17 protein-coding genes are annotated in these 16,953 nt (G+C 61.6%); 6 read left to right on the plus strand and 11 right to left on the minus strand.

All coding sequences use genetic code 11. The features are described from left to right. Positions 1 to 78: 78 nt before the first annotated feature. The 3 genes from HU755_RS07525 to HU755_RS07535 all read right to left on the minus strand — a co-directional run bounded on the left by HU755_RS07525 (position 79) and on the right by HU755_RS07535 (position 2,217). Positions 79 to 672 carry an HAD family hydrolase gene (locus tag HU755_RS07525; protein ID WP_186631134.1) on the minus strand — a complete coding sequence of 198 codons (594 nt, stop codon included), beginning with the start codon at positions 670 to 672 and terminating at the stop codon, positions 79 to 81. Then, positions 669 to 1,538 carry an acyl-CoA thioesterase II gene (gene tesB, locus HU755_RS07530; protein WP_186546827.1) on the minus strand — a complete coding sequence of 290 codons (870 nt, stop codon included), beginning with the start codon at positions 1,536 to 1,538 and terminating at the stop codon, positions 669 to 671. The genes HU755_RS07525 and tesB overlap by 4 nt, the downstream gene beginning before the upstream one ends. Positions 1,539 to 1,647: 109 nt before the next feature. Then, positions 1,648 to 2,217, minus strand: coding sequence for a GNAT family N-acetyltransferase (locus HU755_RS07535; protein ID WP_186619472.1), 570 nt, complete (start codon positions 2,215 to 2,217; stop codon positions 1,648 to 1,650). An 82-nt stretch (positions 2,218 to 2,299) separates the two neighbouring features. On the opposite strand from HU755_RS07535, the gene HU755_RS07540 reads away from it, so the two are divergent. Both HU755_RS07540 and HU755_RS07545 read left to right on the plus strand, forming a co-directional pair. Next, positions 2,300 to 3,220, plus strand: a complete 921-nt coding sequence (locus HU755_RS07540) for a histone deacetylase (protein WP_186619473.1) — start codon at positions 2,300 to 2,302, stop codon at positions 3,218 to 3,220. Between the two features lie 269 nt (positions 3,221 to 3,489). Beyond that, positions 3,490 to 4,731: a TIGR03862 family flavoprotein gene (locus HU755_RS07545; RefSeq protein WP_186631136.1), complete on the plus strand. Its 1,242-nt coding sequence runs from the start codon at positions 3,490 to 3,492 to the stop codon at positions 4,729 to 4,731. A 107-nt stretch (positions 4,732 to 4,838) separates the two neighbouring features. Here HU755_RS07545 and HU755_RS07550 read toward each other — a convergent pair whose 3' ends face one another. Together HU755_RS07550 and yedA are read right to left on the minus strand one after the other, a co-directional pair. After that, positions 4,839 to 6,179, minus strand: coding sequence for a DEAD/DEAH box helicase (locus HU755_RS07550; protein ID WP_186619475.1), 1,341 nt, complete (start codon positions 6,177 to 6,179; stop codon positions 4,839 to 4,841). A gap of 52 nt (positions 6,180 to 6,231) precedes the next feature. After that, on the minus strand, positions 6,232 to 7,167 hold the full coding sequence (gene yedA, locus HU755_RS07555; RefSeq protein ID WP_186631138.1) for a drug/metabolite exporter YedA: 936 nt from the start codon (positions 7,165 to 7,167) through the stop codon (positions 6,232 to 6,234). Positions 7,168 to 7,331: 164 nt separating this feature from the next. Here yedA and HU755_RS07560 point away from each other — a divergent pair, with 164 nt between their 5' ends. Then, a complete protein-coding gene (locus tag HU755_RS07560) occupies positions 7,332 to 7,796 on the plus strand; it encodes an Lrp/AsnC family transcriptional regulator (RefSeq protein WP_186631140.1) in 465 nt (154 codons plus the stop codon). Between the two features lie 119 nt (positions 7,797 to 7,915). Here the strand turns inward: HU755_RS07560 and HU755_RS07565 are convergent, their stop codons facing one another. From HU755_RS07565 to HU755_RS07575, 3 genes are all read right to left on the minus strand, one after another. After that, complete coding sequence (locus tag HU755_RS07565; protein ID WP_186619477.1) at positions 7,916 to 8,521, minus strand: PolC-type DNA polymerase III; 606 nt, start codon at positions 8,519 to 8,521, stop codon at positions 7,916 to 7,918. A 22-nt stretch (positions 8,522 to 8,543) separates the two neighbouring features. Beyond that, complete coding sequence (locus tag HU755_RS07570) at positions 8,544 to 9,023, minus strand: NYN domain-containing protein (protein WP_003228475.1); 480 nt, start codon at positions 9,021 to 9,023, stop codon at positions 8,544 to 8,546. Positions 9,024 to 9,306: 283 nt separating this feature from the next. Further along, on the minus strand, positions 9,307 to 10,065 hold the full coding sequence (locus HU755_RS07575; RefSeq protein WP_186631142.1) for a DUF2076 domain-containing protein: 759 nt from the start codon (positions 10,063 to 10,065) through the stop codon (positions 9,307 to 9,309). A 178-nt stretch (positions 10,066 to 10,243) separates the two neighbouring features. Between HU755_RS07575 and HU755_RS07580 the strand changes: the two genes are divergently transcribed. The 3 genes from HU755_RS07580 to HU755_RS07590 all read left to right on the plus strand — a co-directional run bounded on the left by HU755_RS07580 (position 10,244) and on the right by HU755_RS07590 (position 13,047). Then, the gene (locus HU755_RS07580) at positions 10,244 to 10,918 is read left to right on the plus strand and encodes a YciC family protein (protein ID WP_186546818.1); all 675 of its coding nucleotides are present in this window, start codon (positions 10,244 to 10,246) and stop codon (positions 10,916 to 10,918) included. Positions 10,919 to 10,993: 75 nt separating this feature from the next. Continuing rightward, the gene (locus tag HU755_RS07585) at positions 10,994 to 12,073 is read left to right on the plus strand and encodes an endonuclease/exonuclease/phosphatase family protein (protein ID WP_186631149.1); all 1,080 of its coding nucleotides are present in this window, start codon (positions 10,994 to 10,996) and stop codon (positions 12,071 to 12,073) included. A 53-nt stretch (positions 12,074 to 12,126) separates the two neighbouring features. Next, the gene (locus HU755_RS07590; protein WP_186631151.1) at positions 12,127 to 13,047 is read left to right on the plus strand and encodes a hypothetical protein; all 921 of its coding nucleotides are present in this window, start codon (positions 12,127 to 12,129) and stop codon (positions 13,045 to 13,047) included. Between the two features lie 12 nt (positions 13,048 to 13,059). Here the strand turns inward: HU755_RS07590 and HU755_RS07595 are convergent, their stop codons facing one another. The 3 genes from HU755_RS07595 to hrpB all read right to left on the minus strand — a co-directional run bounded on the left by HU755_RS07595 (position 13,060) and on the right by hrpB (position 16,721). Then, entirely contained in the window at positions 13,060 to 13,485 is a 426-nt protein-coding gene (locus tag HU755_RS07595) for a hypothetical protein (protein ID WP_186631153.1), read from the minus strand. Between the two features lie 13 nt (positions 13,486 to 13,498). Then, positions 13,499 to 14,071, minus strand: a complete 573-nt coding sequence (locus tag HU755_RS07600; protein ID WP_186631155.1) for a hypothetical protein — start codon at positions 14,069 to 14,071, stop codon at positions 13,499 to 13,501. A gap of 130 nt (positions 14,072 to 14,201) precedes the next feature. Next, entirely contained in the window at positions 14,202 to 16,721 is a 2,520-nt protein-coding gene (hrpB, locus tag HU755_RS07605) for an ATP-dependent helicase HrpB (protein WP_186631157.1), read from the minus strand. Positions 16,722 to 16,953: the final 232 nt, after the last annotated feature.

A 16,953-nucleotide genomic window follows, 5' to 3' on the forward strand; every position in this document is an offset into this window, starting at 1 on the left:
CACAAAATATCTGGGCACTGGAGATCCAATGTGGGAGCGGGCTTGCTCGCGAAAGGGCCAGCTCCAGCAACGAAGATCTCAGGCAAACAGCATCCGCCGCAACTCGCCACAATTCCTTGCATGCCAATCGGTCAATTCCGGCCACGGGTTATCCGGCAAGTTAACCAACACCGTCCGCGCCCCCGCCGCTCGCCCGCAATCAAGATCAAAACGGTAATCGCCCACCATCACCATCTCGCTGGCCGGAACATTCCAGGCTGCTGCCAGTTTCAGCAAACCACCGGGGTGCGGTTTCGGCGGCGCTTCATCGCGCCCCAGCACATCTTCCACGTCAAAGCAGTCCGCCAGACCGATCGCCTGCAGCGTCACATGCGCCAGCTCCCGCGCATTGCGCGTGAGAATGCCGAGGCGATAACCACGCGCATGCAGATCACGCACCAGCTCCACCGCGCCGCTGGCCGGGGTCGAACCCAAGGCCAGATCGCGCTCGTGTTCCAATAGCCAGGCGTGTTTGGCCGCGGCCTCATCCGCCGGCAATGCGGCGAGATGAGTCAGGATGTCGTCTTCGGCTGGAATCGCCAACGCCACGCGGATCGCCGCAAAATCGTGCACCGCGACCGTCAGCGTGCCGTCCATGTCGAACACCCAGTGGCGCACATCGGCCAGGCTCATGCCCAATCCTTGCGATGGCGGATCAAGCCTTCCTGCGTGACCGAGGCAACCAGTTGTCCGGCGCGGTTGTACACGCTGCCCCGGGAAAAACCACGGGAATTGCCGGCCCACGGACTGTCCATCGCATACAGCAGCCAATCATCGGCGCGCAGATCATTGTGGAACCACAGCGCGTGGTCGAGGCTGGCGACCTGCATGTCTTTCTGCCAGACCGACTTGCCGTGGGGCAGCATCGAAGTGGTCAGCAGGCCGAAGTCCGAAGCGTACGCCAGCAGGTATTTGTGCAGCGCCGGAATATCTGCCAAGGCACCGTCAGCGCGGAACCAGACAAATTTCACCGGATCGGCCGGTTGCGGGTTGTACGGATCTTTTTCGGTGACCGGGCGCACTTCGATCGGCTTCGGGCACAACAGCTTTTCGCGCATGTGCTCGGGAATCAGGTGCGCCCGCTGCTGGGTCAGCTCCAGCTCCGAGGGCAGGTTTTCCGGACCGACCACCACCGGCATCTGGCTCTGGTGTTCGAAACCGGCTTCGTCGTACTGAAACGACGCACTGCAGGTGAAAATCGGCTGGCCCTTCTGGATCGCCGTGACCCGACGGGTGCTGAAACTGCCGCCATCGCGCACGCGATCAACCGAATACACCACCGGCAACTTGGCGTCGCCCGGACGCAGAAAATAACCGTGCATCGAATGCACGTGACGCGCTTCTTCAACCGTCTGACTGGCCGCCGACAGCGACTGGCCCAGCACCTGGCCACCGAACAACTGACGGAAACCCAGGTCCTGGCTACGGCCGCGAAACAGGTTTTCTTCGATCGGCTCCAGGGTCAGCAAATCGACCAGATCTTCCAGCACTTGGCTCATTCAGACTCTCCTCACACACAGCAATGCCGCGCAGTCTTGGCTGCGGCGGCCGATTCAGGTTATGGCCCGAGCCATTGATATGGCCGCCATTGTAAACGTCCGTGTCGGCTTATCCATGCAAGGTTTGCAGCCATTGTTCGCGGGTGATGCGGTACAGGATATGTCTGCGCAGCGGGTGATCGACAGCGAGTTTCGGATGATCGAAATCATCCTGCGGGTCGTGATGCATGCCGATCGCCTGCATGACTTTTTCCGATTGCGCATTGTTCTTGGCAGTGAAGGAAACGATTTCCTTCAGCGCCAACCGATCAAAGCCGCATCGCAGAGCCGTCCACGCCGCTTCACTGGCGTACCCCAGCCCCCAATGTTCTCTGGCCAGACGCCAGCCGATCTCCACGGCCGGGGTGAACGGCGCGTCAAAACCGACCACACCGAGCCCGGTGAATCCGATGAATTCGCCGGTGTCCTTGCGCTCCAGCGCCCACAGGCCAAAGCCGTGCTCGGCAAAATGCCCGCGGACCCGGCCGATCAGCTCGGCGCTTTGCAGTCGGCTCAACGGCGCCGGAAAATAGCGCATCACTTGCGGATCGGCGCACATCGCCGCAAATGCCGGCAAATCCTCGTCCTGCCACTGACGCATCAGCAAACGTGCGCTTTGCAGTTCCAGTATCGGCTCCATCGTGCCCCTCCATTTCCATGCCGCCAGTCTACATCGCTGGTAGGATCCTTCATTCTTTCCTACGTCCTGCACGAAATAAGTCATGCCGCTGCCGCTGATCTACCACGAAGACTACAGCCCCGAGTTCCCGGCGGATCACCGCTTCCCCATGGACAAGTTTCGTCTGTTGCGCGATCACTTGATCGACAGCGGCCTGACCCGCGATGCCGACCTGCTGCGCCCGCGAGTCTGCCCCAACGACATCCTCGCCCTCGCGCATGACCGCCGCTATATCGAACGCTACATGAGCGGCGAGTTGTCCCGCGAAGACCAACGGCGTCTCGGCTTGCCATGGAACGAGGCTCTGGCGCGGCGCACGGTGCGGGCGGTCGGCGGTTCGATTCTGGCGGCGGAAAAAGCCCTGGAACATGGCCTGGCCTGCCATCTGGCGGGCGGTACTCACCACGCCCACTACGATTATCCGGCCGGCTTCTGCATCTTCAATGACCTGGCGATCATCAGCCATTACCTGCTGCAAAGCGGTCGGGTGAATCGCGTGCTGATCTTCGATTGCGACGTGCATCAGGGCGACGGCACCGCGCGGATTCTTCATGACACCCCAGAGGCGATTACCGTTTCCCTGCATTGCGAAAAGAATTTTCCTGCGCGCAAAGCCGAAAGTGACTGGGACATTCCACTGCCCAAAGGCATGGGCGATGCCGACTATCTGAAGGTCGTGGACGACACGCTCAATTACCTGTTGCCGTTGTATCAACCGGATCTGGTGCTGTACGACGCCGGCGTCGATGTGCACAAGGACGACGCCCTCGGTTATCTGCAATTGACCGACGCGGGCGTCGCCGCCCGCGATGAAAGCGTGATGCGCCATTGCCTGGGTCGCGACATTCCGGTGATGGGCGTGATCGGCGGCGGCTACAGCAAGGACCGCCACGCCCTCGCCCGCCGCCACGGCATCCTTCATCACAGCGCACAGCGCGTATGGGATTCACACGGCTGTCATTGAAACGTGCTGCGTTACCCACAATCGCTGTGGAACTGCCTGTGGATAACCTGAGTGAAAGGCACTGCGGGCCTTGGTGGCTGTGGCTTTCAGAAGACTGGTTAATAATTGGCCACTGCGCAGTCCCTGTAGGAGTGAGCCTGCTCGCGATTGCGGTTGATCAGCCAGCATCAATGTTGAATGTGATTCCGCTATCGCGAGCAGGCTCACTCCTACAGGGGTTTTGCGCTGTTAGAATGCGCGCCTGTCCCGCCATACCGCAGCGCACGCCCATGACCCAGAACTCCGTCCCCATCAATGCTCACGTCGCCATCATCGGCGGTGGCCCTGCCGGCCTGATGGCCGCTGAAGTGCTGAGCCAGGCCGGCGTGCGCGTCGATCTCTACGACGGCATGCCCTCGGTCGGGCGCAAATTCCTGCTGGCCGGGGTCGGCGGCATGAACATCACTCACTCCGAAGCCTACCCGGCGTTTCTCTCGCGCTACGCCGACCGTGCGCCGCAGATCGCCCCGCTATTACGGGCGTTTGATGCCGATGCGCTGTGTCGATGGATTCACGAACTGGGTATCGAAACCTTCATCGGCAGCTCCGGCCGCGTATTCCCCACCGACATGAAAGCCGCCCCGCTGTTGCGCGCCTGGCTCAAGCGCCTGCGCGACAGCGGCGTGGTGATCCACACCCGCCATCGCTGGCTCGGCTGGGATGGGCAAGGCGCGCTGCGCGTCGACACGCCACAAGGCGAAATAGCCGTCGAACCCGATGCCACCCTGCTCGCCCTCGGCGGCGGCAGTTGGTCGCGCCTGGGTTCGGATGGCGCATGGATGCTGGCGCTGGAGCAACGCGGTGTGGACCTGGCGCCATTGCAACCGAGCAATTGCGGCTTCGAGGTCCAGGCCTGGAGCGAGCTGATGGTGAATAAATTCGCCGGCGCGCCGCTGAAAAACATCGCCATTGGATTGAACGACGATGTGCCGCGCTTGGGCGAATGCGTCATTACCGCGACCGGGCTGGAAGGCAGTCTGATCTACGCACTGTCGGCGCCGATTCGTGAGGCGATCAATCGCGAGGGAGCTGCGGTTATCCACATCGATCTGCTGCCCGGCCGGCCTGTGGATAAGTTGCAGGCAGCGCTGGGCAAGCCACGCGGTTCACGCTCGATGGCCAAGCATCTGCACAGTCAGGTAGGAATTGATGGGGTGAAAGCGGCGTTGTTGCGTGAATTGACCGATGCCCAGACCTTCGCCGATCCGGCGCTCTTGGCGCGAGCAATCAAGGCGTTGCCGGTGACCTTGGTGAAAACCCGTCCGCTGGATGAGGCGATCAGCAGTGCCGGTGGCGTTAAGTTCGAGGCGATGGATGAGCGCTTGATGCTCAAGGCGATGCCGGGGGTGTTTTGCGCAGGCGAGATGCTTGACTGGGAAGCGCCGACAGGCGGCTATTTGTTGACCGGGTGTTTTGCCAGTGGGCGGGCTGCCGGTTTTGCAATGCTGGAATGGTTGCAGCGTAAGGGCTGAAGACCGTGCGTTACCAGATCGCGAGCAGGCTCACTCCTACAGGGAACGCATAGGACCTTGTAGGAGTGAGCCTGCTCGCGATAGCAATCTGACAGGCGCAGCGATGTTTAAGGCTTGCGCTTGCGTGGGCCAGTGTTGAACACCGGCACCTTGCGCACAGGCTTGATCGCCGGTTCTGGCGCTTGCGTGTCGCCGCTGTCGACCCATTTGCCCAGGTTGCGCTTACCGCCGCCACCGCCCGACGCTTTCGGCTTCTTCGGTTTCTTTGGCTTTTTGATCACCTGACCGCTGGCATCGGTGTCCGGCACGCGGTGTTCAGGCTCGAAGTCCGGTTCGTTCTGGCGTTTCAAGGTCTGGCGAGTCAGCATTTCAATCGCCGACAGCATGTTCACTTCATCGGCGCACACCAGCGAGATCGCCTCGCCCGTAGCGCCCGCACGGCCAGTACGACCGATGCGGTGAATGTAGTCCTCGGCCACGATTGGCAGGTCGAAGTTGACCACCAGCGGCAGGTCTTCGATGTCCAGACCACGGGCGGCGACGTCGGTCGCCACCAGAATCTGCACTTCGCTGAGTTTGAAACGGTCCAGCGCGCGCTGGCGGGTCGCCTGTGGTTTGTCGCCATGGATACCGTCAGCGTTCACGCCCAGGCCCTGGAGTTTTTCCACCAGTGCATCGACGCCATTACGGGTCTTGGCGAACACCAGCACCTGCTTCCACTTGTTCTTGCGCATCAGGTGCACGAACAGTTCGGCCTTGCGCTTCTTGTCCACCGTCACAATCCACTGTTTGACTGTGTTGGCGGCAACGTTGCGCGGGCTGACTTCGACGCTCAGCGGATCGTTGAGCATCTGCCCGGCGAGCAGGCGGATGTCATCGGAGAAGGTTGCGGAGAACAACAGGGTCTGGCGCTTTTTCGGCAGCATGCGGTAAATATTCGCCAGTTCTTCGGAGAAGCCCAGGTCGAGCATGCGATCGGCTTCATCCAGCACCAGCGTTTGCAACTGATCGAGTTTCAGCGCGTTCTGGCGGAACAGGTCGATCAAGCGACCGGGCGTGGCGACAAGCACATCGACGCCGCCGCGCAGCTTCATCATCTGCGGGTTGATGCTGACACCGCCGTACACCGCATAAGTGCGCAGCGGCAGGTTTTCGGCGTACTGGCGCACAGACTCATGAACCTGCTCGGCCAGCTCGCGGGTCGGCACCAGAATCAGCGCACGCGCCGAGTTGGCGCTGACTTTCGGCCCTTCCATGGCCAGCAACTGCAGAAGCGGCAAAGCGAAACCGGCGGTCTTGCCAGTGCCGGTCTGGGCCGCGGCCATCAGGTCACGACCGGCCAGCACCGCCGGAATGGCTTGCGCCTGCACCGGCGTCGGGGTCTGGTAGCCGAGCGTCTCGAGGGAGCGCAGCAAGGGTTCGATCAGGCCAAGGGAGGCGAAAGTCATGGGAGTACCGTAGGAAAAAATGACGCGAGGATGCAATGCCGCGCAGTTTACCCTAATTCGTACGCGCTTCCGTCGGAACGGCTTTCTCCTCTACCGCCGGAGGCTGCGCCGGCCGCCGCCACTGCGGCAGGCTGATCAGCAGCACGGCGCTGATGATCACCAGCATTGCCAGCGCCTCCTCTATGCCAATCGTCTCGCCGACAAACACGATGCCCAGCAGCACCGCCACCGCCGGATTGACGTAGGCATAACTGGTCGCCGCCGCCGGACGCACGTGCTTGAGCAAATACATATAGGCATTGAAAGCGATGATCGAACCAAAAACGATCAGATACGCCAGCGCCAGCCAGCCTTCGAGCGGTGGCATGGCGTGCAACTGCTCGCCACTCACGACGCTGCCGATCAACAGCACCACGCCACCGACGAGCATTTCCACGGCACTGGCCATCGCCCCCGCCGGCAACGGCAGGTGCCGGCTCCACACGGAACCGAACGCCCAGCTCGCGGCAGCGAAAATCAGCAGCGTCGCCCCTAGCGGACTCGATTGCAGGTTGGACCCCATGTTGAGCATCGCGATGCCAATGATCCCCAGCACCACCCCGGCCCATTCCAGTCGCGTGTTCCGTGCGCCCCAAAAATAGCCGCACAGCAACGTGAACAGCGGCACCGTCGCCACGGCCAGCGCAGCGACGCCGGACGCCACGCCCGTATGCTCGGCGACACTGACCGCACCATTGCCAAAGCTGAGCAGCAGAATCCCGATGATCCCCGCCGCTTTCCACTGCGCCCAGGTCGGCGCCGGCGCACCGCGCCAGCGCAGAAAGCCGTACATCAGGCTGCCAGCGATGACGAAGCGCACCCCGGCCAGCAACAGCGGTGGCCAGTACTCCACGCCGATGCGGATCACCAGATAAGTCGATCCCCAAATCACATACAACGCAAAAAACGCGGCAATCAACGGCAGGGAAAAACGGCGCAAGGCAGGCATGGGCAACTCGACAGTCAGATTTCTGTGGACGGATTATTCTAGAAAGGCCGCCGCGCAAAAATAAGTTACAAAACCTGTTTATCTGGCCGGTACACTTTTGAAATCACGGAGATCAGCGGAATAAAGCGCGATTTCGAAAGTCTGGCATTTTCAAGAGGTGCGCCTTGGATAAATACGACCGCATGCTGCTCAGCGCCCTGTTGGAAAACGGTCGCGCGTCCTACGCCGATCTGGCGCGCAAAGTGAATCTCTCCGCCCCCGCCGTCGCCGAGCGCGTGGCCAAGCTTGAGGCGGGCGGGGTGATCACCGGGTATCAGGCGAAAATCGACCTGGCGAAAATCGGCCTGCCGATCCAGTGCGTTATCGAATTGCGCCTGAATCAGCATGGCAACCAGAAAACCTACGACGAACTGATCAAAATCCCGCAAATCACCGAATGCCACCGGGTCACGGGCGACCCGTGCGTGATCATGCAGGCGGCGGTGGGCTCGATGCCGGAACTCGAGGAGTTGATCAATCGGGTGGCGACGTTTGGTTTCAGCAAGACTTCGATCGTGCTGTCGAGCGCCGTCGAAAAGCGCGTGCCGCTCGGCCATATCGAAAGCAACGGCAAATCCCGAGACCAATGAGCTACCTGTGGGAGCGAGCCTGCTCGCGAAAGCGGTGTATCAGTCACAGTTACGTTGAATGACACTCCGCTTTCGCGAGCAGGCTCGCTCCCACAGGGGCCTTGTGTCGGGGTCTGGAATCAGCGATAGCGCTGCAAATGCTCGCCAACTTTCGCCGCAGGGACTTTCTGCAATTTGCACAGCAGATCGTGGTTGAGTTCACGCACGCCGTGCTTGCTGCGCAACTCATCGGCCAGATGCGCCATCAGATTGGCCGCCATCTCGGCATCAGCCATGGCCCGGTGAGCCTGGCCGGTGTGCGGCAGACGCGCGAAGGTGGTCAGCGTGCCGAGCTTGTGATTCGGCGCCGCCGGCATCAGCCGCCGCGCCAGCAACAGCGAGCAGGCAAAATTCTGCAGACGTGTGCGTTTGATCCGCCCCAGTTCGAAATCCCAGAACTTCTGGTCGAACGAAGCGTTGTGCGCCAGCAATGGCGTGCAGCCGACGAACTCGTTGACCTCTTCCATCACGCGCTCGGCGGGCGGCGCGGTGCGCAGCATGGCGTTGCTGATGCCGGTCAGTTGTTCGATGAACGCGGGGACGCGCACGCCGGCATTCATCAGGCTCTGGTAACGCTCGACGATGCGGCCGTTTTCCAGCATGACCACGGCGATTTCCGTAGCGCGGCAACTGCTGTTCGGCGACAGGCCGGTGGTTTCAAAGTCGATGACTGCAATGCGTTCCAAACCGGGTTCAACTCCGTTCAAATCAATTCTTGAGCAACAGTGCGCCTTCGATCGGCACATAACGGCTGGCGGCGCGAATCAGCGAGTTGGCCGTCAGGCCGGGCACGCCATAAGCGACCGCTTGCACGCCGTGTTTGTTGATGATGCGTTCGAGCAGCATGTCGAAGTCGCCATCACCGGACGCCAGGACGATTTCGTCGACGTGGTCGGCGGCGTCCATGATATCGAGCGTGATGCCCACGTCCCAGTCGCCTTTGGCCGAGCCGTCGCTGCGCTGGATGTAGGGCTTGAGCTTCACGGTGAAGCCGAGATTGCGCAGGATCTGCTGAAACTGCTGCTGCTTGCTGTCGCCCCGGTCGATCGCGTAGGCGTAGGCCTCGACGATCTGCCCGTCCTTGCTGATGTCCGCCCACAGTGCGGCGTAGTTAAAGTGGCAACCATAGGCCTGACGCACGGTGTAGTAGAGGTTCTGCACATCGGCGAACACTGCGATTTTTTTCACCGGAGTTCCTGGGCGCACGAGCGCACGAAGCGGGATCAGGCGATCGGGCCTGAAAAAGGCGCTCAGTATGCCAGCCAAGAGAAAGATTCAGCGAATAATCACCGGCTGGCGCCGAGGTGTCCCTGACAAACGGTGTTGTGGCGAGGGGATTTATCCCCGCTGGGCTGCGCAGCAGCCCCGCTTTTCCTAATTGGAGCGAGGACTGCTTCGCAGTCCAACGGGGCGGTGCGACGTTTCGCTAAATCCCCTCGCCACAGGTCGATGTCAGCCTTCAAAGGCTGTGTCAGACGAACGAGTCGTCATCATCGAAGAACGATGAATTGTCAGCGCTGTAATCGGCGTCGGTAAACCCGGCCTGATCGTTGCCGGAGAAGCCGTTGTCCGCCACACGCTGCTCATCGCCCCAGCCGTTATTGCTCTGGTCGGCCACCTGCGCCGGTTCTTCCTTGATCACCTCGACGATTTCCTCAGGCGCCTGGTTGTGATGGAACAGGCTGCTGATGCCCTGCGCCAGCATTACGCCGCCGGCCACGCCCGCGGCGGTTTTCAGCGCGCCGCCGAGGAAGCTGTTGCCCGCCGCCGGGGCTGCCTGCTGCGCATAGTTGGGCGGCGCGGCGCCGAAGTTCTGTTGAGGGGCGGGAGCCTGGAAGCTCTGCTGCGGCGCCGGCTCACGCCAACCGCCAGTGGACGCCGGGGCATTTTGCGTCGACGCCGGACGCGAACTGCCGCCGCCAAAGATGCTCGACAGAAAACTACCCGCGCCGCTCGGCGCAGGCGCGCTGCCCTGGGCCTTCGCCGCTTGCACATCGGCCTGCAAACGCTGGACTTGCTCGGTCAGTTGCTTGTTCTGTTCGTCGAGGCTCTTGAGCGCTGCCTCTTGCACCAGAATCGCCTGGGTCATGAAATAGCCTGCCGCCGGCTGGCGGGTCAGGTGTTCCTTGATCCGCGCCTCGGCCTGGGCGTCGCGCGGGGCTGCCTCCGTTTCGGCCTGTTGCAGCCGGGAAAACAGTCCATCGATCAGGGTTTGCTCTTCGCTGTTCATGGCGACCTCGTAGATTGCCGGGGATAACGTTGCCCTCGTCCACATTGGCCGAGGTGCCTCCCTGTAATGGAGACGGTGACAAAACGTTTCAATGACCTTTACCGAATGTTTACGTTTGTGCCGCGCCAGTCATCATCGGTTAAAGTGAGCCACTGTTTTCGACCTGCGATACCGACTGATGAATGCCCTCGAAGTACTGCGCGACTCTTTGTATTTTTTCAAACGCCATCTGGGCAGCATCGTGCAGTTGTGCCTGCCGCTGGTGATCGTCGAGGCGTTCCTGCAACAGGCGGTCGATCACGCCACCGGACCCGAGAGCTTCTCGGGGATCAGTATCATCGTCGGCCTGTTGGTGTATCCGCTGTACACCGCCGCGCTGATTCTGTTTCTCGATGCGCGCAGCCGCGGTGAGTCGCCACGCAACCGCGACCTGCTGGCGATGGCCGCGACCCTGTGGCCGCGCTTCGCCGTGCTCACCGCGCTCAACACCTTGCTGATCCTGCTGGGGCTGTCGCTGTATTTCCTGCCCGGGCTGATGCTGATGGTCATGCTCGCCTTTGGCGAATACCTGCTGGTGCTGCGTGGCCTCGGGCCGTTGCAGGCGATGAAGGAAAGCCTGCGCCTGACCCGTGGGCATTTCTGGCGCATTCTGCTGTGCATCCTCTGTGTGATGACGCCCTTGTGGTTGCTCAAGGGCGCCACCCTGGCGGTGTACCCGGAGCCGCAAAACCCGCTGGTCGCCGTGCTGATCGACAGTGCCCACAGTTTCCTGCAACTGTTCACCAGCGTGGTGCTGTTCCGCCTGTTCATGCTGATCAGCCAATTGCCTGAGAAAAATGACGGAGCGGTCTGACCGCTCGCCGCTTGGGCTTCGCGGTTGCCGTCAGGTATGCTCGGGGCCACTTTCTGTAACGCTATAAGCCGAGCCATGACCCGTCTGCTGCGCTACACCCTGTTGCTCGTTGTGTTCGCCATCGTCTTGCTCGGCGTACTGACGTTCAGCCTGACCTGGCGCCCCGCCGCCCGCGAAACCCTGCCAGTCAGTTGCAGCGCCACGGCGCCGACACTGGTGTCGGGGCAAGCGCTGAAAGTCATGACCTGGAACGTGCAATTTCTCGCCGGCAAGCGTTACGTGTTCTGGCATGACCTGGCCCAGGGCGACGATGAAGCGCCAACCCTGGAAGACATGGCGTTCAGCCTCGACGAAGTGGCCCGGGTGATTCGCGACGAGCAGCCCGACATGGTGCTGTTGCAGGAACTCGACGACGGCGCCAAGGCCAGCGACTACCAGAACCAGCTCAAACTGTTGCAGGACCGACTCGCCGATCTGTATCCGTGCAGCGTCAGTGCATTCGACTGGAAAGCCGACTTCGTCCCGCAGCCCCACCTCTACGGCAGCGTTGGCCGGCAACTGGTCACGTTGAGTCGCTATCGCATCGAACACGCCGAACGCCTGCAATTGCCGGTGGCGCCAGGCAACTTCATCAGCCGCCAGTTCCAGCCGCGCAATGCCCTGCTGGCGAGCAAACTGCCGCTCAGCGATGGCGGGCAACTGACCGTTTTCAATACCCATCTGGAGCGCGCCCGGCAACCGGACGACACTTTGCGCAGGCAAGTGAGCGCCGTTACCAAGGTCCTCGACAAATATGAAAGCCAGGGCCTGCCATGGCTGATCGGCGGCGACTTTAATCTGCTGCCCCTCGGCCAGTATCGTCGCCTGCCCGCCGAGCAGCGCACGCCTTACGCCGCTGACAGCGAACTTCACCTGCTGTGGGACAAATATCCGATGATCCCGACCAACAGCGAAGCCAGCGGTATCGACCGCGCCCGGTGGCTGACCCACTACCCCAACGATCCTGGCCTCAACGGCCCGGATCGCACGGTGGATTATCTGTTTTACAGTCCCAGGATCAAACGGCTCCAGGCGCGGGTCCGACAGGACGACACCTTGCGGATCTCCGACCACCTGCCGGTGATTGCACGGTTTCTGCTGCCGGCGGCACCCTGACCCCAAGCGGTACTCAACGGGCCGACCGCCTCGAATTCAAGACATGGAATAGCATGAAGATCTTATTGGTATGCAAGGACATCGGTGGCTATGCGCGCAAGCTGGCAGAGCACCTGAGTATCGATCATGAGGTTTGCTTCATCGATACCGCTGCGCTGGCCAAACCTTTCGATCGCGCGCCGAAGATCTTGCGGCGCCCGCTCAATCGCTGGTCTCAGTTGCGCCAGTTCAGCAAGGCCGTGGCGACTGGCGGGCGATTCGACGTCGCCCTGATCATCAACCCGGCGCAAATCGACCCGAAGCAACTGGCGACAGGACTCAACGCTTGCGAGCGCAAGATTGCCTACCTCTACGACAGTTTCAGTCGCTGGCCCATGAGCCGTGAAGCGTTGGCCGTTTACGACGGGGTGTTTACCTTCGACCCGCAAAATGCCGAGCAATACGGTCTGAAAACACTGCACAACTTCATTTACGACGACTATGTCGAGGATGGCGATGCCGGCGAATATGCCGCCTTTGTGGTGATGGCCGGGAAAGATCGCGTGCCTGCGCTGGAAGGTCTGGCCAGAGCATTCGATCAGTTAGGCGTGACCGACTACAAATTTCTCGTGCAATGCAAACCGATTCCCGGCGCGCATCCGGGCATCACCTTTTTCGAGCAAAGAATGTCACTGGAAGCGGTCGGCGATCTGGTGAAACGCTCGCGGATCATTCTGGACATTTCCAAGCCCGGCCAGGCCGGTTTGAGCTTCCGGTTTTTCGAAGCCATGGCCGCGCGCAAAAAAGTCATCACCACCAATAAGCATGTGCTCGATTACGACTTCTACAACCCGGCGAACATACTGGTGATCGATGAGGCGGAGCCGGTGATTCCGGCTTCGTTCATCTCTGCGCCGTATGTCGATATTCCTGAACCGATCTATCGCAAGTACACATTGCAAGGCTGGGTCGAGACAGTTTTTGCGCAGCGGTGACGGCTCGCGAGGTCAGAGCCCCGGCGGAACGTAGCCCGGAACATAGCGAACGTTGGCACACTTGCCGTGCAATATCCGCCCGTCTTCGATCAGGAACTGGGCGATCTTCTTCTGCTGATTGATCTTCGCCTGCAACTTGCAGGTAGAACTGTGCCCGACCTGTTGGTAGTGCTCGGTGTACACCATGCCATTGCCGGTATGGGTCATCGAAGTGCCGGCCGCCTCGGTGGAGGTCCAGCTCGCGGACTTGTGCCAGGTCAGCACGGCCAAGGGTTCGCCGTTCGCAGCGGTTTCCTTTTGCATCGAATCGGGTGTGCCGAACAGGTCCAGCGCTTCCTGAAGGTCGCGTCCTTCCCAGCGGCTTTGCGCAATGCTGGAACAACCGGTCAGGAGCAGCCCCGCCAACAGGGTTGCCAGCGATAAGCGTGTGTAAGTCATTGAATGCCCCGGCTTATTTTTTCAGTTCGAGCAGGCTGTCGATGTTGTCCATCATCTGGCTCTTTTGCTGAATTGGCCCGAGCTTGAAGAACATCTGTTGCAGCATCTGGATCATCTGCTGGTATTCCATCTTGCCCACGGCGGCCATGTCGTTTTTGGCGCGACTGCCCGGCGCACAGGCAAACTTCAGCGCTTGCTGGACCCAGAACTCTTTCGGCGTCTGCCATTGATTGGCAACTTTCAGATGACGCATGGTGTAAGCGAGGCGCTCGATGGACTGGCCATTGATAAACCGTACCTTGCCCGTAGAGCACTGGGCTTCGATGTTGTAAACGTCGATCATCGGTTTGCCGGGTTCTTCATACACCAGCGTCACCGCAACCATGGTCGCGCCTTTGGTTTTTTCCGAAGGCACCACCGACGTCGCATCGGCGACGTACATGATGTTTTTCTGGGCAACGCCGTTGCCGTAGATAATCCACCAGTCGCCCGCCGGGTTCGGCTCTTCGGCGATGGCCGAACCGGAGGCGGCCAGCAGCGCAGCCGACAAGAAGATCGACTTCTTGAACTTGAAGAAAGATGACATGGGCAGTTCCGTTCCTTGGGCAAAGGTTGCCAGGCAGCAACACTCGTTGTGGGTCAGGCCGCGATTTTGGGAGCCTGAACAAACAAGGGCAATTAGCACGGATGGGCTAATGGCGCGCTGCCATTGCGGGTCAGGTCCCCCGTGGTTTGGCCCTAGCCGTCGCTTCGGCGACCAAGGGATCATCGGGCCAGTAGTGCTTCGGATAGCGCCCCTTCAGATCCTTCTTCACCTCGGCGTAGGTGCTGCGCCAGAAGTTCGCCAGATCCTGCGTCACCTGCACCGGGCGCCGCGCCGGCGACAACAGATGCAGCTTGACGACCTGCCGGCCGCCGGCGATGCGCGGCGTGTCGGCCAGGCCGAACAACTCCTGCAAGCGCACCGCGAGGATCGGCGGATACTCGCTGTAGTCCAGGCGAATCGACGACCCCGACGGCACGCTCAAATGATGCGGTGCCAGCTCATCAAGCTTCTGCGGCAGCGGCCAAGGCAGCAGGTTGCGCACAATGCTCGATAAATCCAGCTGGGAAAAATGGCTGAGCCGCGAGACTTTGCCCAGATACGGCAGCAGCCAGTCTTCGAGGGTGTCGAGCAGCGTCGCGTCGCTGACATCCGGCCACTGACTGTCGTTCTGCGTATGCAGATCCAGCTGGCGCAACAGCGCCACCCGCGCCTGCCACTGCCGCAACTCCGGCGTCCACGGCAATAACTCCAGGCCCTTGCGCCGCACCAGATTGACCAGCGCCTGACTGCGCGCAGTTTCATCCAGCCCGGTCAACGGCTCGCGGCTGAGAATCAGCTCGCCGACCTTGCGCTGACGCTCGGCGCGCAGCACGCCTTCGCGCTCGTCCCAGTCCAGTTGATCGACGTTGCGCACCTGTTCTGCCAGCACTGAATCGAACAGCGCCGGATCAAAATCCGCGGCCAGATAAATCCGTTCTTCGCGCTGACCCTGGCGGCTGCCGAGGTCGGCGATGACGATCCACGGTTCTTTCATCAGGCTGTCCGCTTCGGCGAACAGCGCCGCGCGTCCGTTGGCCAGACGATATTCGGCGCCACCGGCACGTCGCTGTTGGGCGACGCGATCCGGATAGGCCAGCGCCAGCAACGCGCCGAGCCAGCGCGGATGATCGGGATCGCTGACCGGCTCGCTCGGTTTGCCACGCAGGTACCCGCGATACTGCCGCGCCAATTGCCGGGCGCGTTGCACCCCGCCCTGCGTGCCACGACCGGCGCGTTCCTCGCCCGAGAGCAAGACCAGGCGGCTGTGCAAATCCGCGCCAGCGCCGCGCAAGATATCGCGCTCGCCGAGCAACGCGGCGACATCGCACGCCATGTTCGCCAATCCCAGCGCCTGACCGCGCAAAAGCAAATGGGCGATGCGGGGATGGGCCGGCAACTCGGCCATCGCCTGGCCGTGGCCCGTCAGCGTTTCACCGTGCAAGGCGCCGAGGCGCTGCAACAAATCCTGCGCCTGGGCATAAGCCGCTGCGGGCGGCACGTCCAGCCAGACCAGATCGGCCGGCGTGACGCCCCAGCGTCCCAGTTGCAAGGCAAGGCTGGCGAGGTCTGCCGAGAGTATTTCCGCACTGCCATACGCGGCCAGTTGTTCGTGCTGATCCTGCGACCACAAGCGATAGCAGACACCCGGTTCCAGGCGCCCGGCCCGCCCGGCTCGCTGTGTGGCACTGGCCCTAGAAATCCGTTGAGTGTCGAGACGTGTCATGCCGCTGCCCGGATCGAATCGCGGCACCCGCGCCAGCCCCGCATCGATCACCACACGCACGCCGTTGATGGTCAGGCTGGTCTCGGCAATGTTGGTCGCCAGCACCACTTTGCGCTGGCCGGGCGGCGCCGGATCGATGGCCGCGCGTTGCGCATTGAGGTCCAGCTCGCCGTGCAACGGGCACAGCAAGACGTCTTTGCGCTCGCCGATGGCGTCCGCCAGTTGCTGATGCACACGACGGATTTCCGCCTGCCCCGGCAGGAACACCAGCAGGCTGCCGGTCTCATCGTGCAGCGCTTCGAGTACCGTTTGTGTAACGCGCTGATCGATGTATTCGCCGGGCTGAAACGGCCGGCCCCAGCGCATCGTCACCGGGTACATGCGCCCTTCGCTGCGCAGGATCGGCGCATCGTCAAGCAAGCCGGCCAGACGCTCGCCTTCGAGGGTGGCCGACATCAGCAAAATCTTCAGCGGCTGTTCAGCGCGAAACAGCTCGCGACCGTTCAGACTGAGCGCCAGCGCCAGATCGGCGTCGAGGCTGCGTTCGTGAAATTCATCGAAGATCAGCAGGCCCACGCCTTCCAGCGCCGGGTCATCCTGCAAACGCCGGGTGAGAATGCCTTCGGTGACCACTTCGATACGTGTCTTGGGGCCGACCTTGCTGTCGAGGCGAATGCGATAACCGACGGTTTCACCGACCTTCTCGCCCAGTTCACTGGCCAGACGTTCCGCCGCCGCGCGGGCCGCCAGACGCCGCGGCTCGAGCATGACGATGGTCTGCCCGGCCAGCCATGCTTCTTCGAGTAAGGCCAGCGGCACGCGGGTGGTCTTACCGGCACCGGGTGGTGCTTCGAGTACGGCTTCGTGGCGTGCCGCGAGGGCTTCACGCAGGGCGGGTAAAACATCGTCGATCGGCAAAGAAATCATGCTGGCTCCCCAGGGCGTGCCCACAGTAAATTGCGAGTCGCGTTAAAGCTGTGAGCGTGCCAGGCAAGGCGCGGGACGCAGGTAAGGGTCGTTTCCTTGCCAAGTCCCGCAACGCAGCATGGCGCGTTCACAGCTTTAGCCCGCAGGGCCGAACCCCGATGGAGTTCATAAGCCTTCACGCGGTGTCGATCTGGAGAAAACAACTTCAATCCTCAAGGTATTTCGGTAGGGG

The sequence above is a fragment of the Pseudomonas sp. SWRI111 genome, from assembly GCF_014268555.1.
GTDB lineage: Bacteria > Pseudomonadota > Gammaproteobacteria > Pseudomonadales > Pseudomonadaceae > Aquipseudomonas > Aquipseudomonas hamedanensis.

What these genes read in the sequence shown, in the direction of transcription:
- HU755_RS07525 (WP_186631134.1), bottom strand. Translation starts at nt 672, where the DNA reads ATGAGCCTGGCCGATGTGCGCCACTGGGTGTTCGACATGGACGGCACG.
- tesB (WP_186546827.1), bottom strand. Translation starts at nt 1,538, where the DNA reads ATGAGCCAAGTGCTGGAAGATCTGGTCGATTTGCTGACCCTGGAGCCG.
- HU755_RS07535 (WP_186619472.1), bottom strand. Translation starts at nt 2,217, where the DNA reads ATGGAGCCGATACTGGAACTGCAAAGCGCACGTTTGCTGATGCGTCAG.
- HU755_RS07540 (WP_186619473.1), top strand. Translation starts at nt 2,300, where the DNA reads ATGCCGCTGCCGCTGATCTACCACGAAGACTACAGCCCCGAGTTCCCG.
- HU755_RS07545 (WP_186631136.1), top strand. Translation starts at nt 3,490, where the DNA reads ATGACCCAGAACTCCGTCCCCATCAATGCTCACGTCGCCATCATCGGC.
- HU755_RS07550 (WP_186619475.1), bottom strand. Translation starts at nt 6,179, where the DNA reads ATGACTTTCGCCTCCCTTGGCCTGATCGAACCCTTGCTGCGCTCCCTC.
- yedA (WP_186631138.1), bottom strand. Translation starts at nt 7,167, where the DNA reads ATGCCTGCCTTGCGCCGTTTTTCCCTGCCGTTGATTGCCGCGTTTTTT.
- HU755_RS07575 (WP_186631142.1), bottom strand. Translation starts at nt 10,065, where the DNA reads ATGAACAGCGAAGAGCAAACCCTGATCGATGGACTGTTTTCCCGGCTG.
- HU755_RS07580 (WP_186546818.1), top strand. Translation starts at nt 10,244, where the DNA reads ATGAATGCCCTCGAAGTACTGCGCGACTCTTTGTATTTTTTCAAACGC.
- HU755_RS07585 (WP_186631149.1), top strand. Translation starts at nt 10,994, where the DNA reads ATGACCCGTCTGCTGCGCTACACCCTGTTGCTCGTTGTGTTCGCCATC.
- HU755_RS07590 (WP_186631151.1), top strand. Translation starts at nt 12,127, where the DNA reads ATGAAGATCTTATTGGTATGCAAGGACATCGGTGGCTATGCGCGCAAG.
- HU755_RS07595 (WP_186631153.1), bottom strand. Translation starts at nt 13,485, where the DNA reads ATGACTTACACACGCTTATCGCTGGCAACCCTGTTGGCGGGGCTGCTC.
- HU755_RS07600 (WP_186631155.1), bottom strand. Translation starts at nt 14,071, where the DNA reads ATGTCATCTTTCTTCAAGTTCAAGAAGTCGATCTTCTTGTCGGCTGCG.
- hrpB (WP_186631157.1), bottom strand. Translation starts at nt 16,721, where the DNA reads ATGATTTCTTTGCCGATCGACGATGTTTTACCCGCCCTGCGTGAAGCC.